Genomic DNA, 15,375 nt, shown 5'->3' on the forward strand with positions numbered 1-15,375 from the left:
AGCGACCGGGCCCCCGCAGCGTGCAAGACAACGCAATACGCTGCACAATCCCGTCAAGATTATAGGTGGCTGTCCCTCAATAAACCGTCAAGATTATAGGTGGCTGTCCCTCAATAAACAAGATTATCGGTGGCTGTCCCTAAATAAAAGTACCCGAACGCACGCACGCGTGGTTCAACCGTTTCCGGCGGCTCCTGATCGGCTGGGAGGGGAAGGTCGTCCACTGCGCCGCCCGGCTCTACTTGGCCTGCACGCATATCACCCCGCGGGCCGCACAGGTCATGGAATAAACCCCGAGAAAACCGTTTGGGGGACAGCCGGGGCGCGATAGAATGCCCCAGGATGGTCTGGCACGCTGCCGGGCCAAGTCAAATCGCCAATGTCGGTTGATGGGCTGAGGCGGCCCGTGGGCTGAGCCTCTGGAACCAATGGAGATATAAGATGCGAACATCAGCACTGCGGGGCGCAACCTTGGTGACGTGCCTGTCGTGGACAGCCTGGGCCTTCGCTGCGACAGTGACCGTTTACACGGACAAGGCCGAATGGTTGAACGCCTTGTCAGGGCAGTTCCTGACGGAGGACTTTTGTGACGACCAGCTCAACGACGGCGTCAGCTTCGTTTCCACCGAGTCCGGCCACATAAACCCCACGCAGGAGTGCTACCAGGATGTCTTGGCGTCCCAGAGCCAGAATGAACCCATGACCACCTGGTATTTCACCCCGGCAATCATCGCGTACGGTGGCAACTGGACGCTGGGCGGGCCGGGCGGCTCCGGGAACAGCTTGTTGGTCTATGTGGTCGATCCGCCTCTGTATCTGGGAGCCATCTCCAACAACTATGGCGGAGAATTCTGGGGGTTTGTCTGCGACACGCCCTTCACGGCGGTGCAGTTGGTCGGCGGCGGAGGCACGAATCAGCAGCACTACTGTCTGGACGACATGGTGTACTCCCTGTCCAGCCCGCCACTGCTGGTCGGCGATCTGAACTGCGATGGCGTGGTCAACTTCGGTGACATCAATCCGTTTGTCCTCGCTCTCGCCAGCCCGGACGCCTACGCGGCCACATACGCCGACTGCGAAATCCTCGCCGCCGACATCAACGGCGACGGCGTGGTCAACTTCGGCGATATCAACGCGTTTGTGCAACTGCTGACGGGCGCGTAGTCGCTGCGGGATCTCGTGTCGGCGGCCAGCCGGTCGGGTCGTGCGGCATCAACTTCCAGCCGCTATCCGGGGGAAAAGGGTCCAGCAACCTTTCTGTAAAGGTTGCTGGACCCTTCTTAGGGGTTGGACCCTTTTCCCGGGTCTACGGGCACACGATCGGCAGCGGCGCGGAGCTGAGCAGGGCCACGAACGGGTTGATGTCGTCGAAGCCGACTACGCCGTTGCCGTTGATGTCGGCGTTGTCCGGCGGGCAGTTCGGATACGCCGCCGCGTACGCCGCCGGACTGCTCAGCCGCAGCACGAACACGTTGATGTCGCGGAAGTCGATCAGCCCGTCGCAGTTCAGATCGCCGCGGCACACGACCGGCGGCGCGCTCGTGACGTACGGGCGCGGGAGCGCGGTGATCGCGTCGATGTCGTCCGGCAGCGGGTTGGCCGCCAGCTCAAAGCTGCTGCCGGTCAGGAACGAGCCATACAGCTTGTGCGGCGCGAGCCCGCCGGACTCGTCCACGCCGATCGTGAGGTAGTCATCCTCGGCGACGCTGAAGATGAGCGCCAGCGCGGGGCCGCACACGTCGCACGGCCGCAGCCAGACGAACTCGAACGCGTCGAGGTCCACGCCCGACGGCAACCCGAGGTGGACGCCCGGAATCACCACCGGGGACGGGAAGCCGCCGATGGAGGACGCCAGGTAAATCGTGCCCGGATCCAGCGGCCCGAAACCGACCCGGAGCCCCGTGGCCTCGTGATCGGCGGAGAAGTACCAGAGCGTGCCGTTGCCGGAGAGGTCAATGTCGAGCGCGTCCGTGTCGTCATCGCGGTCCTCGTCCGCGCCGGGATTCGGCGCCAGGCTCGGATGCAGCTCCGCCTCGTTGTACACCGGGTAGCTCACCGTCATACTCACCGGCGACCCCGGACCGCCACTGCCCAGCAGGACCACGCCGACGAGCTCATCGCGGCGGTTGGCGCGGCCCCACGTGTTCCCAGCCGGCGACGAGCGCGCCACGGGGATTTCACACAGCGCGCCCGCGTAGTGGCCGCTCCAGTCATCGTTGAACGACAACAGCAGGTACCGGCCGTCATGGATGGTGTCCGATGCAAACGCCGGAATCGGATCCGCGACCGGCACCAGCGGCGGAATGATGAACCGCAGATCGACGTCGAGCACATCCGTCCCGTCGAGGTCGAAGCGATCATCCAGCAGCGCCGGAATCTGCGCCGCCGGTACGCCCGCGCACGTCCACGCGCCCGTCGACGGCGGGACGGTGTCCGGGGTGGCCGGCCAGTAGTCGACACCGAAGATCAGCGCATCGTCGAACGGGCCGTCCGCGCCGCCCGCCGGCAGCGGCGGTCCCTGCACCGGGTACAGGTCGCCGGGATCGAAAACCTCGTTGCCTTCGGGGGTGTTATCACTGAGTTCCGCGTCCGAGCCGATGTCGAGCGAGAAGAGCGCCTGGGCGCCGGCCTGTTGCGCGGGGTTGGTCGTGCTCGGCGGCGGCGTGTTGATGCTGAGGTACAGCGTGCCCTGGAACGACGCCTCGGCCCAGTCAGACCAACCGTAGTTGTCCTCGACGCCGGGCCAGCCGGCGAATCCGCCCGCCTGGCCGCCGAGCGTGATGGTGAATATGTCGCCATCGAACGCCGTAATGACCAGCGGCGCGGCGCCGGGGGGCGGGTAATACGCCAGCGTCTTGATGCCGTTCGTGGTCAAGGACTGCCAACTCGGCGGCACGAGCTCCTGGCCATTGATCTGGAGCGAGAGTTGATCGACCCAGGCGATGTCCCCCGCGCCCTGCGCATCCATCAGCAGCATGCCCCACCAGTCCGCGGTGACGGTGACGGTCTGCCCCGCCGGGATCGTGTTGATCTTCAGATCGACGGTGGTGGCGACGTTGGCCGTCCCGTTCACAAAGTTGTGTGGGCCGCCGGAGCCGGGCGGGCACTCGCAGTGCATCTCGCCGCCGCCCATGAGCATCCAGTTGAGCTGCGCGGTCTGGGCCCCCACGCCGTCCAGCAGCGCCCAGACGAGCCCCTCGCCGTCGTGCGCGCAGTTGAGCAGTCGGCAATTCGTATAGAGGTAGCCGCCGAAATCGTTGCCCCAGAACCCGGGCCAGACCACGTTGCGCGTATCCTGCAGCGCACATGATGCGGGCGGCATGGTGCAGTACGGGACCGTGTCATAGCCGACGTTCGTGTTGGCGTTGAACGCCGGCGGCGGGCCGGCCAGGTCCCAGTACTCCTGCGCGCCGGCAGACAGCGCGAGTGGAAGCCAGGCGATGATGGTGACAAGCCGAGTGCGCTGCGTGCAGATCAACATGACGTGTCCTCCTGAGTGGGCACAGGTAACCGGCGGCCAGCCTCCGGGCCGGCGGCCGCGTGGGGCGCTTTCGCAGCCGCCGGCCCGTTGGCGCTGCGACCCTCACGGAAAGTGGCGGGCACTCCGGCCAGCTCGACGCCAGCCGATGCCGCAATGGGGGGGCGATCCGGAGTGGCAGCGCCACGCGAACCGGAAAGCCTCTGCCCCGCGCACCGTCGGCCCGATCCACGCTGCGCGGTTGACCGGGAGCACGGCGCGGTTGCCCGCACCACTCCCAATAGAGATCATAATAGTCCGATTTGACGCGAAATTGAAGATTTGTCGTTGGTGGCCGGGGGTTGAATCAGTTTGGCGCTGCTGACCGCAGGGCGGCGTGCCCCGTCGCCGACAGAGGCGGGGTGTCTGTGTCGAGATCCGGCGCTGTCGTGCGCTCGCAGGCGAACTCGACGCCGATCAGGCACATGCCGTCGTCATCGGGTGTCTGCCGCACCACGCGCGCGTCCCGCGCCACGTACCAGTGCTCGCCGGGGGCCAGCTCGACCTCGACGGTAATGCGCGGCCCGAGCCGGGTCGCCTTGCGCACGGGCATGCGCAACCCCACGCCACCCGGCGAGATGTCGCGCAGCTCGCAGTGTCCCGCTTGCGAGCCGGAGCAGAAGCGGGCTGGGCCGCACACCGGTACACGGATGAAGCGGCGACGTTCCCAGTAGCGCGTCAGCATCTGGCTCTCCGGCTTTCCCCAGCATTCCGAGAAGGCCGGCCCTGGCACGTCTGACGCCGTGCGCAGCGGCCGGCCCCATAAGTCCGTTACCGCGAGCGGGCTGCAGTTGCCCGCACCCTGTGCTGTGCCATTCGGCTGACGGCGCGGTCGCGCTCACTTGTGCCCGGTGCCGCCGGTCGCGTGCCGGGCTTATCAGCCAATCCGAAAACGACGCGCGCGGGGCGGCGCCCCGCCGCGCTATTTGCGGATGTAAGCCGGCTTACGGGACGTGCACATGCCACGTCCGAAGCTCACGTGGCCCATAAGTGCCCCCCGCCCAGAGATGACCTCAGGAAAACAGGACCGCCTGCATGTCGTACAAGCCCGGCGCGCGGCCCTGCACCCAGCGCGCCGCGCGCAGCGCGCCGGCCGCGAACGTGTCCCGCGCAAACGCGCGATGCCGGATGGTCAGCGCCTCGGCGTCACTCGTGAAATGCACCTCATGCTCACCCACGAGCGCGCCCATGCGGAGCGCGTGCACGCCGATCTGCCCCGGCGGCCGCGGACCGCAATCCCCCGCACGGCCATAGACCGCCACATCCGCGGAGCGCTGCCCGCGGCCGGCGGACAGCGCCTCCAGCAGCGCCCGGGCCGTGCCGCTGGGCGCGTCGATCTTGCGCCGATGATGCGCCTCCACGATCTCGATATCCCAGCTCGCATCGAGACGGCGCGCGAGGTCGCGGACGATCGCCAGCAGGACATTCACCCCCACACTCATGTTCGGGGCCCACACCAGCGGAATCCGCCGGCCGGCAGCTTGCAACCGCGCCTGCTGCGCGTCGTTCAACCCCGTCGTGCCGCTGACCAGCGGTACGCCGTGCTCCGCGCACCAGTCCGCCCAGGCCGCGCAGCCCAGCGGCGCCGTGAACTCGAGGACAACGTCGCATGGCAATGGCACTTGTGTGCCGATGGAAACGTGCAGCGGCTCCACTCCCACCGCCAGCCCGGCGTCCTGACCGATGCGCGGGTCCGTGGGCACGGACACCGCGCCGACGAGCTGGAGACCCGGGTCACTCGCGATCGCGCGCAACAGGGCGGCGCCCATCCGCCCGGTGCAACCGATGACCACCACGCGCAGCGCGCTCATCCGAGCGTCTCCAACAGTTCCTGCATCTTGCTGACGGCGTGCGTCTCACCCCGCGCGGCCGCCACCGCCACGCCGGCCTGCAGCACCGCCGCCGCCTCGTCCCGCCGGCCGAGCTTCAAGAGCGTGCGTGCCTTCTGCAGGTAGGCCGCCGAATACTGGGCGTCGATCACCAGCGTCCGATCGAAGGCCGCCAGCGCGTCCATCCACAGTTCCAACCCCATGCACTCGAGACCCACCCCGTAGTGCGTCAGCGGATCATCCGGCTGCGCTGCGGCGAGTTGCCGGAGTTTCTCGAGGCGTGACATGCGTCTGCACACCTGTGCTGCAGCGACTGCGACGTGCCCGCACGTCTAGAATTTGCGCGCCTTGGCCTGCGCGAAATCGTATCCGCCACCGCCGGCGCGGTACTCCTTCCCAAACTCCACGACCCGCCGGACGAGTTCCTGGGCGGCGCGCTCCGACGTGAAGGCCTCGGTCGCGACGAGCTCCAGGTCGCCGCCGCCCTTGCGCACCACGCACGCCACGCGCTTCGACATGAGGAACTGCTGTGCCGCCAGGGCCAGCTCCCGGTCCCGCGTGCGAAAATGCTGCACGACGACATAGTACGCGCCGGCGGTAAACGCGTAATCCTCCTGCGCCTCGGTCGGCTTCGGGGTGGGCGCGGGCCGGACCGGCGGCGGTGCCTTCGTGGCGTTTTCCTCCACCGACGGTCCGCTCGGCGTCGCGACTGGCCCGCTGGCGCGCCCCTGCCCTGGCGTCGGCGCCGCCATGGCTGTGCGCGCCGGTTCGACCGGGGGCGTCGGAACCGTCGCGGACGCCCCCATGATCTCGTCCAGCGCCGCCTGACCCTCGGCGGCGGGCCGGGCGCTGCGCCGGCCAGCCTGAAATACCGCCGCCAGCACGACCACCGCCCCCACCAGCACGACCGCCAGGTGTGGCCAGCCGAGCGTCAGCACCAGCCGGCCCCGTTCCGTCCGCGCGCGCTCGGACCGGGGCGCAGTCCCTCCAGACGGCTCGTTGCGCGGCGGCGCCGCAGCGCGCCCCGGCGCAGCCTCCGCCGGCGTGGCCGCGGGCCGCTGCGTCACACCGCGCCCGCGTGCCCGCTGTGAGCGCGAGAACACCTCAAACAGCACGGGCCGATTCTTGCGTGTCGCCACGACAGATCTCCGTTTCCGTCGCACGCCGGCCGGGTCCGCCGGCACGCGCTGATGTAATCACGATTGTAGGATACCACGTCCGGGGCACAATGGCTGTGCCCGGTGGAGTGGCCGCCCCCCGCTTGCGAATCGGCCGCCGACGGGCAACGATACGGCCGGCGCCCGGACTGCGGGCACGTTACACGGACACCAGCGGAACACGGAGCAGGCCATGAAAATCGGGATTGTCACGTTCACCGACGGCCGGGCGCGCGTCGCAAAGGCCACCGAGCGCGATTGCCGTACGTTTCAGGAGCGGCTGGTCACCCACTTCCGCCGCCGGCATGACGTCGTCGCGGCCAAGAAGATCGTCTGGAACTACGCCACCGCCCGCAGCGAGGCCCGCCGCATCGCCCTGACCTATCCCGATGTGGTCGTGTTCAACTTCTGCGTCTGGTCCTTCCCGGACCTGACCGCCCAGGTCGCAAACCTGATCCCCGAGGTGCCGATCCTGATGATCGGCAACATCCTGCCCTCGCACCCGGGCTGGGTCGCGTTTTTTGCTTCCGCCGGCACGCTCGACGAGATCGATCGCCCGTTCGGCCGCGTCCTCGGCGACATCCGCAGGCCCGACGTGCAGAAAGAAGTGGAACGGTTTCTGACCCTGCATGACCCCGACCAGCGTGCCCGCGGCGAGCGCGCTGCGGCCCTGCTCAACGGCCAGCGGTACGGCCAGTTCGACGGGCCGTCGATGGGCATGTACACGGGTCATGTCGATCCGTCGCAGTGGATGCAGCAGCTCGGCGTGCATGTCTATCACCGCGGCCAGCTTCATCTGTGGCAGATGGCACAGCGGATCGCGCCCGAGCGCGTCGAGGCGGGCCTGGCCTGGCTCGACAAATACTGCGGCGAGATTCACTGGGACAAGAAGAAACTCACGCCCGGCCTCGACGGCACGCTCGCCCGGCAGGTTCGCATGTACCTGGCCATGAAGGATTTCTGCAAGCAGGAAGGCATCGACTTCTGCGGACTCACCGGCCAGCTCGACCTGACCGAGTGGCCCGATCTGTGCATCGCCGACCTGCAGGAAGCCCTGCTCAACGACACCGCCGACTGGGAAGAGAGCAAGAAGCACCCGCTGATCTGCGCCACCGAGTGCGACAGCAATGGCGCGCTGACCATGCAGCTCATGCACCATCTGACTGGCACGCCGGCGCTGTTCGCCGACCTGCGCCACTACCACGCGCGCGAGGACCTCTACGACCTGGTCAACAGCGGCCAGCACGCCCCGTGGTTCGCGAAGCGCTCCGCGGATTTCCGCCGCAACTGGAACGAGGTGCACATTCGCCCGGCGTCGGAGTTCTACTTCCGCGGCGGCGGTGGCAGCGTGCAGTTCTACGCGGCGCCGGCGCCGCGAGTGACGTTCGGCCGGATCGTCCGTCGCAACGGGCGGTTCGTGATGCACATCTTCACCGGGTCCTTCGTGAAGGTGCCGCGTGCCAAGGAGGAGCGGCTCGCGAAGCAGACCACCTACGAATGGCCGCACGCGTTCGCGCGGTTTGACATGCCGCTGGCGCGTCTGCGGGACAATTACAGCAGCAATCACATTCACGCGGTCATGGGCGACCACGTCGCCGCCCTGGTCGCCGCGTGCGAGTTCCTGGGTATCGAGCCGATCGTCCTCTCCTGAAACTGGCGTCAGGAAGCGTTTCGGTCGGGATCACATCCGCTCGATGACCTCGATGCCCAGCAGGGCGAGGCCGAGCTTCAGCGTGCGCGCCGTGATATCGCAGAGCCGCATCCGGCTCAGTCGCGTGCTTTCGTCTTCCGCCGCCAGCACCGGGCACGATTCGTAAAACCGCATGAAATCCGCCGCCAGGTCGTACAAGTAAGTGCACAGCGTGTGTGGCGTCAGCTCGCTCGCTACGTTGTCGATCGCCTCGCGCAGCCGCGCCAGGCGCAGGGCCAGGGCGCGTTCGGCGGCGTGTGACACGATCAGCCGCACGCCGGCCGCATAGACATCCGCCGCCCCCAGCCGCTCGGCCGCCTTGCGGTAGATCGACCGAATCCGCGCGTACGCATACAGCATGTACGGTGCCGTGTTGCCCTGGAACGAGATCATCTTGTCCCAACTGAACACGTACGGCGAATTGCGATCATTGCGCAGATCGGCGTATTTGACCGACGCAATGCCGATGCGCCGCGCGATCTCCCGTTTCTCATCCTCGGTGAACGGCGCCGCCGGCGGCTCCTCCCCTCGATCCCTCGATCCCTCGCTCCCTTGGTCCCTTTCATCCAGCAGTGCGCGCGCCCGCCCCTCTGCCTCATCGAGCAGCTCGCTCAGCTTGATCGTCCCGCCGGTCCTTGTCTTCAGCGGCTTGCGGTCCTCGCCCAGCACGGACCCGAACGTGACGTGATCGACCTCCTGGTCCGTGATCCAGCCCGCGGCCCGCGCACACGCCAGGAACTGCTGGAAATGCAGCTTCTGGCGATCATCGGTGACGTAGATCACCCGCTGCGCCCCAACGCCCGACGGGAACCGCATCTCGGTCAGCCGGAAGCGGATCGCCGCCAGATCGGTCGTCGCGTAGAGAAACGCGCCGTCCGATTTCTGAATGATCATGCCGAGGGCGTCACCGTCCGCGTTTTTGAACAGAGGCGCGCCCTGCGCATCGTAGAGATACACGACGACGGCGCCGGCATCCTCGCGCACCACCGCACGCGATGCATTGCCGTCCCCCCTCCCAGGGGGGACCACAGGGGGGTTGTCGGGGAATCGCGCGCGCAACTCACCCACCAGCGGCGCAAGGCGCTCGTTGTAAAAGCTCTCGCCGCAGACATCTGCGGTCCGCAGCAGCACGCCGAGCCGGCCGTAGATGCCGTGCACCGCGTCCAGCGACACGTCGCGAATCTGCTCCCACACGTGCCGGGCCTGCGCATCGCCGGACTGCAATTCGCCGACCGCCCGCCGGGCTTCCGCGGCAAACGCCTCGTCGCGCTGAAACCGCTCGTTCGCGGCCTTGTAGTCCGCCTCGATCGCCTCCAGCACGTCTGTGTGCGTCTGCGGCGTCGGCAGCGCATGCTCGCGGTACCAGCGAATGAGCATGCCGAACTGCGTGCCCCAGTCGCCGATGTGGTTCTGCCGGATGACCTCGTGCCCTTCGAACGCGAGCACGCGGGCGAACACGTCGCCGATGATCGTGCTGCGGAGGTGCCCGACGTGCATCTGCTTGGCGATGTTCGGCTGCGAATACTCGACGACGACACGCTGGGGGCGCTCGACCGGCGCCAGGCCGACGCGGTCGGAGTCGGCCGGCGGCGGGATTTCGCCCAGGTACTCCGCGAGAAACGCATCCCGCAAGCGGATGTTGATGAACCCGGGGCCCGCGATTTCCAGTGGCTCCGCGATGTCGGCGAGCTGTGGCGTGACCGCGTCCACGATCCGCTGCGCCACGTCGCGCGGTTTGCTCCTGAGCGTCCGCGCGAGCGCCATCGCCGCATTGCATTGATAATCGCCGAACTTCGGATCGCCCGCCGGCCGCACGCCCGCATCGGTGGTTTCCGGCGACGTGCCGGCGACCTGCGCAATGGCAGCGGCGAACCGCGCGGTGAGTAGATTCTGAAGGCTGTCGTGTTTCATGGGGCTAAGCGTAGCGGGTCAAGGGTGGCGAGTGAAGCCGGCTATGCTGTGTCAGCCAGTCGCCCGGTCAACGGAACAGCCCACGACGCTCGCGGAGCAGGTCGCGCCGCACGCGATCCCGAGCGATGGTCACCGCGACTTCTCGCTGCAACGGGATGAGTCGCGCAGTGGCCAGGCGATACAGCCAGCGCACCCAGAAATAGACCGCCGGTCCGCCCAACATGAGCGCGACCAGGAGCCAGACCAGCTCGGACCCGGGGAAGGCCGAGATATACCGATCTCCCAACCGGATCAGTTGCACCACAAGTAACGGGACGCCACCGATCGTGCTCACCAGCACCGCGAGGCCGTAGACGTGGTACATCAGCAGCGCCGTGCCCCAGCCCGGCTTGCGCAGGCACGAATCGCGAAACCGGCGACAGCACTCGTACCAGACGGCTGTCGCCAAGAGCGTCGGCAACGCCTCGCACACGATGCCATTGAGCTCGAAATGTGTCGCCGTCCCCGCCCATACGAGCGACCAGAACACGACGTGCAACGGCACGCCGACGATCAACGCGGCCAGGCACGCCGCCGGGCTCGTCTCCATCCGGCGAAGCTGGGTCGCGATGATCGGGGCGGGAATCTCGACGTCGCCGATCGGGTTCAGATTGCCGCATTCCGGACAGCGCACCGGATCGCCGGTCAGTCCACGCAGGTTGTAGCCGCACGTCAGGCAGTACAGGTCGCGGTCCAGGCTCGGCGTGTCGGACATGCACTCACACCTGTGAATCTCGCGTGCCCGTTGGAGCGCCTCCCCGTCGAAGCGACTCAGCGGGGCTGCTCCCCGGCCCGGGTCCAATCGTTCTCGTACACGCAGTAGTCGGTCTGCCGCATCCCCAGGCTCTGGTACACCTGCTGCGCCGCCAGGTTGTGCCGGACGACGTACAGCCGCAGCCCGCAGACGTGCCCCGCCGCCCGCGCCGCCCGCTCGACGTGCTCGTGCAGCGCCCGGTATATCTGTCTCCGCCGGGCCGCCGGGTGCACGTAGACGCTCTGAATCCACCAGAACACGCCATCGCGCCAGTCGCTGTATTCCGTCGTGATCAGAAGTTGCCCCACGACACTCCCGTCGCGCTCGGCGAGGTAGTACACTCCCAGCGCCGGGTCGGCCAGCAGGCGACGGACGCCGCTGGCCACGATGGCCGGATCGAGACGCCGGCCCTCGGTCTCCTCCGCGAGCGCGCGGTTAAAGGCCGCGATGGTGTCGGCATCGGCGAGCTGTGCCCGGCGTACAATGATCGTGCTCATATAAGTAGAGTAGCTGCGAACTTCGACATGATCCAGAATTGGCAGAACAAACGTGTGACCGTCATGGGGCTCGGCGGGTTCGGCGGCGGTGTCGGCGTGACCCGCTGGCTGGCGGCCAATGGCGCCCGGATCACGCTCACTGACAAGTCGCCAGCGGAGAAGCTCCGGCCCGCCCTGGCGCAGCTCGCCGGCCTGGACCTCACGCTGCACCTCGGCGCGCACGATGTGCAGGATTTCAAGGCCACCGACCTCGTCGTCGTAAACCCCGCCGTGCCCGAGTCGTCCGAGTTTCTACACGCCGCCCGCGACGCCGGCGTGCCGATCACGACGGAGATCAACCTCTTCGTCGAACGCTGCCCGGCCCGCTGCGTCGGCATCACCGGGAGCGTGGGCAAGAGCACCGTGACCGCGATGATCGGGCATGTGCTCACGGAAGGCACGCAGGCACGCAGGCACGGAGGCACGCAGGGTAGGGTGTGGGTTGGTGGGAACATCGGGAAGTCACTGCTCGACGGGCTGGGGCAGATCAACGCCGATGATCTGGTCGTGCTGGAATTGTCCAGCTTCCAGCTTGAGCGCACGCCGCTGGTGCGCTGGAGCCCGCACGTGGCCGTCATCACGAACATCACGCCGAACCACCTGGATTGGCACGGCAGCTTCGCGGCGTACGTGGCGGCGAAGCTCAACCTTGTGCGCTTCCAAGACCCGCGACGCGACTTCGTCGTCATTCAGAACACGCCGGACCTGTGTAAGACATTTGACGAGCTTCATGGCGACTTGTCCGGGCTGTGGCGCTACGGGCTCGACGGCGACGTGCCGACGGCCGTACAGCAATCTACCCCTGCTGCCGATTGCGATGACCGTCGGCTCCGCTGGGACGGACTGCAGCTTGGCGTGCCGGGGCGGCACAACCGCGAGAACGCCGCGGCGGCGTTGACCGTTGCGCACGCACTTGGTGTGCCGGACGAAGTGGCTGTCGCGGCGCTGGCGACGTTCGAGGCCCTGCCGCACCGGCTGCAAAAGGTGGCCGAGCGCGACCGGGTCACGTACTACGACGATTCGAAGTCCACGACGCCGGAGGCTGCGCTCACCGCGCTGCGTGCGATTGAAGCACCATTGCTCGTGATCCTCGGCGGCTACGACAAGGGCAGCGATCTTACGCCGGTCGCGCGCGAGGCCGCCCGGCGCGCGAAGTTTGCCGCGTGCATCGGCAAGACCGGCCCCGGGCTGGTCGCCGCGATCCGCGCCGCCGGCGGACAGGCCGAGCTCTGCGCCGATCTGACCGCGGCGGTCGCGGCCTGCCGCCAGCGCGCCCAGGCCGGCGACGCCGTGCTGCTGTCGCCCGCCTGCGCATCGTGGGACCAGTTCGTCGACTACCGGGCGCGTGGGACGCAGTTTGCCGAGCTCGCCAGGGGGGCGGGCGGTCTCGCCAGATGAGCGCGCAGTCGGCGACCGCGATGGGCATCACCACGTCAGCGCGGGCCGCGGTCCGTCGAGCGCTGCTCGCGTGGTATCGCCGGACGGCCCGCGACCTGCCCTGGCGCCGCACGCGCGCCCCCTACTGCATCTGGCTCTCCGAAATCCTGCTACAACAGACGCGCGTCGAGACCGTCGAGCCGTATTACGAGCGCTTCATGGCTGCCTTGCCGACGGTCGCCGCGCTGGCCGCCGCGCCGCTCGAGCGTGTCCTGCGACTCTGGGCCGGCCTGGGCTACTACACGCGCGCCCGCAGCCTGCATCGCGCCGCACGGATCATCGTGGCCGAACACGGCGGCGCGTTCCCACGCACCGCCGCCGAGTGGCAGCGATTGCCCGGCATCGGACGCTACACCGCGGGCGCAGTCGCGAGCATCGCGTACGGCGAACCGGTCCCTGCCATCGACGGCAACGTGCGGCGCGTGCTCGCGCGCCTGTGCAACTACACGGCACCACTGAACACGCAAGCCGGCCAGGACGCGATCTGGGAGCGGGCGGAGTGGCTTCTACCCCGACAGGCCCCCGGCGATTTCAACCAAGCACTGATGGAGCTCGGGGCGCGCGTCTGCACACCGCGCCGGCCACGGTGTCCAGACTGCCCGGTGCAGCGCTGGTGCGCGGGCCTGTCCGCCGGTCAGCCGGAGCATCTTCCCGTCCGGCGAAACCGCCGGCGTGTGCCGGAGGTCGAGGCGGTCGCGGGTGTCCTGCGTCGGCGTGGCCAGATCCTGCTGGTGCGACGTCCGCCGGGGTTGTTGGGTGGCATGTGGACGTTGCCGACGGCGGAGCTGCGGGTTGGACAATCGCCGGTACGACGGTTGCGGGCGCTGTTGCATCCTGGGCTCATCGTCGGTGCACAGCGCGCGACCGTCGGGCATCAATTCACACACCGCCGGCTGCGCGTGCACGTCCACGCGTGCGAATGGCCGCGCGGCGTGGTGCATCCGCGCGGCAATCTCGATCGGCGCTGGGTACCCCCCGCCGAACTGGACGCTTACGTGCTGACCACGCTTGATCGCAAGCTGCTGCGGGCCGCGCTGGATTGAGGTCGCGGGCTACCCTTTGTCGCCGGCCGCCGCCTCGTCTTCCCCAGCGTCCTCGGCCGGCGGCGGCACCTCGTCCGGCTTCTCTTCAGGCAGTTTTTCCAGCCGCTCCTTGGCGAGTCGCGCGGCGGGGGCATCGCCGTGTGCATCCACGATGCGCTGGTAGAACTCCCGCGCCTTGCCGTACAGCTCGACCTTCGCAAACCGGTCGGCGATGTCCAGCCAGCGGTCTGCTTCCTGTTCGCTGCTGACTTTCTGGATGGTCTGCTGCACTTCCGCGTCGCCATCCAGACGCTCGAGGGCCGTGCTGGCCGCCCGCGCGGCCTCCGTGTCCGGGTACTCCTCGGTCACCGAACGGTACAGGCGCAGGGCCTCTAGGTAGCGCTTCGCGTTCTCATGCTCGGCGGCCTGGTCGTTCACCATTTCGCCCTTGGCGTTTTCCATCGCGGCGAGCACTTTCGGCTTGACTTTGCCGTCGCCCATCAGCCGCCCGCGCTCCTCATCCGCCTGGGAGCCCAGCTCGGTCCCGGCCATGCGCACACTCAGGTCCGCCAGAATCTTGCAGGCCTCGTCGAACTTATCCGCCCGGGCCGCGGCCCTCGCTTCCTCGAGCCATTGCCGCGCGGCCTCCTCGATCTTCTTCATCAGCTCGCCGGCGTCCTTCGCGGCGTTGCCCTCGGCCAGCTTGTTCACCCCCTGCGCCAGCGTATAGGCGCGGCCATACTGCTTCTCCTTCAGCGCCGCGCGCGCCCGCTCCAGCCGTTTCTTCAGGCTGGTGTTGTCGGCGCCGGCGGGGGGCGTCTTGCGCATCTGCGCTCGAATGTGCCCCTCCAGGTCGTCGTCCGGGTGGAAGCGGGTGGCCAGCCGCCCGGCCGTGTCGAGCAGGTACACCTTGGGGAACGAGGACACCTCGTACCGGTCCTCCGTATCCACGCCGTACCCGACCACGAACTTGATCTCCTTGCCCTTCACGACGTCCTCGGCCGCCTCCTTCTTCTGCGGCGTCATGCCAACCACCACCACGCCCAGCGGCTGGAACTTCTTGTGGATTTCGTTGACCTTGGCGATCGAGTCCGCGGATGAATCGTCCGTGCGGAAAAAGAACAGCACGACAATCCGGTCGCGGAAGCGGTCCAGCCGGGGCGTGCCCTCGATGTTGGTCCACCCGTCCGCGCTCAGCTCCGGCGCGCGCTCGCCGAGCGCAACGGTGACCGGACCCTCGGGGGCCTTCTCTTCTTCCTTGTCCTGCTCGCGGCGCTGCTCACCGCGCCGCCCCTGTGCCAGCGCCGCGCTGCTCACCAGCAACACCAGCATTAATCCGAATGCACGCCATGGACGTCGCATCGCCGCACTCCTTGGTCCCAGCCCAAGCGGTACCATGACCCTCCCGTAACAGTCTAGCGGCCCCCGCCCGCGCTGCCAACCGCGCCCGCCGGCGCGTTGCCCGGGCCGCCCCTCGCTCCTA

General features: G+C 68.0%; 13 protein-coding genes. 4 read left to right on the top strand and 9 right to left on the bottom strand.

Annotation, left to right across the window (positions count from 1 at the left end):
* Positions 1-441: 441 nt before the first annotated feature.
* Complete coding sequence (locus KA383_01155; protein MBP7744709.1) at positions 442-1,164, top strand: hypothetical protein; 723 nt, start codon at positions 442-444, stop codon at positions 1,162-1,164.
* A gap of 142 nt (positions 1,165-1,306) precedes the next feature.
* Here the strand turns inward: KA383_01155 and KA383_01160 are convergent, their stop codons facing one another.
* From KA383_01160 to KA383_01180, 5 genes are all read right to left on the bottom strand, one after another.
* On the bottom strand, positions 1,307-3,481 hold the full coding sequence (locus tag KA383_01160; GenBank protein MBP7744710.1) for a hypothetical protein: 2,175 nt from the start codon (positions 3,479-3,481) through the stop codon (positions 1,307-1,309).
* A 343-nt stretch (positions 3,482-3,824) separates the two neighbouring features.
* Positions 3,825-4,202 carry a PilZ domain-containing protein gene (locus KA383_01165; protein MBP7744711.1) on the bottom strand — a complete coding sequence of 126 codons (378 nt, stop codon included), beginning with the start codon at positions 4,200-4,202 and terminating at the stop codon, positions 3,825-3,827.
* A 328-nt stretch (positions 4,203-4,530) separates the two neighbouring features.
* Positions 4,531-5,328, bottom strand: coding sequence for a 4-hydroxy-tetrahydrodipicolinate reductase (locus tag KA383_01170; protein MBP7744712.1), 798 nt, complete (start codon positions 5,326-5,328; stop codon positions 4,531-4,533).
* The gene (locus KA383_01175) at positions 5,325-5,633 is read right to left on the bottom strand and encodes a hypothetical protein (GenBank protein MBP7744713.1); all 309 of its coding nucleotides are present in this window, start codon (positions 5,631-5,633) and stop codon (positions 5,325-5,327) included. Before KA383_01175 ends, KA383_01170 begins: the two co-directional genes overlap by 4 nt.
* A 45-nt stretch (positions 5,634-5,678) precedes the next feature.
* The gene (locus tag KA383_01180) at positions 5,679-6,485 is read right to left on the bottom strand and encodes a hypothetical protein (GenBank protein MBP7744714.1); all 807 of its coding nucleotides are present in this window, start codon (positions 6,483-6,485) and stop codon (positions 5,679-5,681) included.
* 211 nt (positions 6,486-6,696) lie between these two features.
* Between KA383_01180 and KA383_01185 the strand changes: the two genes are divergently transcribed.
* Positions 6,697-8,154, top strand: coding sequence for a fucose isomerase (locus KA383_01185; GenBank protein MBP7744715.1), 1,458 nt, complete (start codon positions 6,697-6,699; stop codon positions 8,152-8,154).
* Positions 8,155-8,184: 30 nt separating this feature from the next.
* Here KA383_01185 and argS read toward each other — a convergent pair whose 3' ends face one another.
* The 3 genes from argS to KA383_01200 form a co-directional block, all read right to left on the bottom strand.
* Complete coding sequence (gene argS, locus KA383_01190; protein MBP7744716.1) at positions 8,185-10,104, bottom strand: arginine--tRNA ligase; 1,920 nt, start codon at positions 10,102-10,104, stop codon at positions 8,185-8,187.
* A gap of 67 nt (positions 10,105-10,171) precedes the next feature.
* The gene (locus tag KA383_01195; protein MBP7744717.1) at positions 10,172-10,858 is read right to left on the bottom strand and encodes a hypothetical protein; all 687 of its coding nucleotides are present in this window, start codon (positions 10,856-10,858) and stop codon (positions 10,172-10,174) included.
* 56 nt (positions 10,859-10,914) lie between these two features.
* Positions 10,915-11,394: a GNAT family N-acetyltransferase gene (locus KA383_01200; GenBank protein MBP7744718.1), complete on the bottom strand. Its 480-nt coding sequence runs from the start codon at positions 11,392-11,394 to the stop codon at positions 10,915-10,917.
* 27 nt (positions 11,395-11,421) lie between these two features.
* Between KA383_01200 and murD the strand changes: the two genes are divergently transcribed.
* Both murD and mutY read left to right on the top strand, forming a co-directional pair.
* Complete coding sequence (gene murD, locus KA383_01205; GenBank protein ID MBP7744719.1) at positions 11,422-12,831, top strand: UDP-N-acetylmuramoyl-L-alanine--D-glutamate ligase; 1,410 nt, start codon at positions 11,422-11,424, stop codon at positions 12,829-12,831.
* Between the two features lie 20 nt (positions 12,832-12,851).
* Positions 12,852-13,913, top strand: coding sequence for an A/G-specific adenine glycosylase (mutY, locus tag KA383_01210; protein MBP7744720.1), 1,062 nt, complete (start codon positions 12,852-12,854; stop codon positions 13,911-13,913).
* Between the two features lie 9 nt (positions 13,914-13,922).
* Here the strand turns inward: mutY and KA383_01215 are convergent, their stop codons facing one another.
* Positions 13,923-15,254, bottom strand: coding sequence for a redoxin domain-containing protein (locus KA383_01215; protein ID MBP7744721.1), 1,332 nt, complete (start codon positions 15,252-15,254; stop codon positions 13,923-13,925).
* Between the last annotated feature and the right edge of the window lie 121 nt (positions 15,255-15,375).

It is taken from the genome of Phycisphaerae bacterium (assembly GCA_017999985.1).
Classification (GTDB): Bacteria; Planctomycetota; Phycisphaerae; order UBA1845; family Fen-1342; genus JAGNKU01.

What these genes read in the sequence shown, in the direction of transcription:
- KA383_01155 (MBP7744709.1), top strand. Translation starts at nt 442, where the DNA reads ATGCGAACATCAGCACTGCGGGGCGCAACCTTGGTGACGTGCCTGTCG.
- KA383_01195 (MBP7744717.1), bottom strand. Translation starts at nt 10,858, where the DNA reads ATGTCCGACACGCCGAGCCTGGACCGCGACCTGTACTGCCTGACGTGC.
- KA383_01175 (MBP7744713.1), bottom strand. Translation starts at nt 5,633, where the DNA reads ATGTCACGCCTCGAGAAACTCCGGCAACTCGCCGCAGCGCAGCCGGAT.
- argS (MBP7744716.1), bottom strand. Translation starts at nt 10,104, where the DNA reads ATGAAACACGACAGCCTTCAGAATCTACTCACCGCGCGGTTCGCCGCT.
- mutY (MBP7744720.1), top strand. Translation starts at nt 12,852, where the DNA reads ATGGGCATCACCACGTCAGCGCGGGCCGCGGTCCGTCGAGCGCTGCTC.
- KA383_01185 (MBP7744715.1), top strand. Translation starts at nt 6,697, where the DNA reads ATGAAAATCGGGATTGTCACGTTCACCGACGGCCGGGCGCGCGTCGCA.
- KA383_01200 (MBP7744718.1), bottom strand. Translation starts at nt 11,394, where the DNA reads ATGAGCACGATCATTGTACGCCGGGCACAGCTCGCCGATGCCGACACC.
- murD (MBP7744719.1), top strand. Translation starts at nt 11,422, where the DNA reads ATGATCCAGAATTGGCAGAACAAACGTGTGACCGTCATGGGGCTCGGC.
- KA383_01165 (MBP7744711.1), bottom strand. Translation starts at nt 4,202, where the DNA reads ATGCTGACGCGCTACTGGGAACGTCGCCGCTTCATCCGTGTACCGGTG.
- KA383_01215 (MBP7744721.1), bottom strand. Translation starts at nt 15,254, where the DNA reads ATGCGACGTCCATGGCGTGCATTCGGATTAATGCTGGTGTTGCTGGTG.
- KA383_01170 (MBP7744712.1), bottom strand. Translation starts at nt 5,328, where the DNA reads ATGAGCGCGCTGCGCGTGGTGGTCATCGGTTGCACCGGGCGGATGGGC.
- KA383_01160 (MBP7744710.1), bottom strand. Translation starts at nt 3,481, where the DNA reads ATGTTGATCTGCACGCAGCGCACTCGGCTTGTCACCATCATCGCCTGG.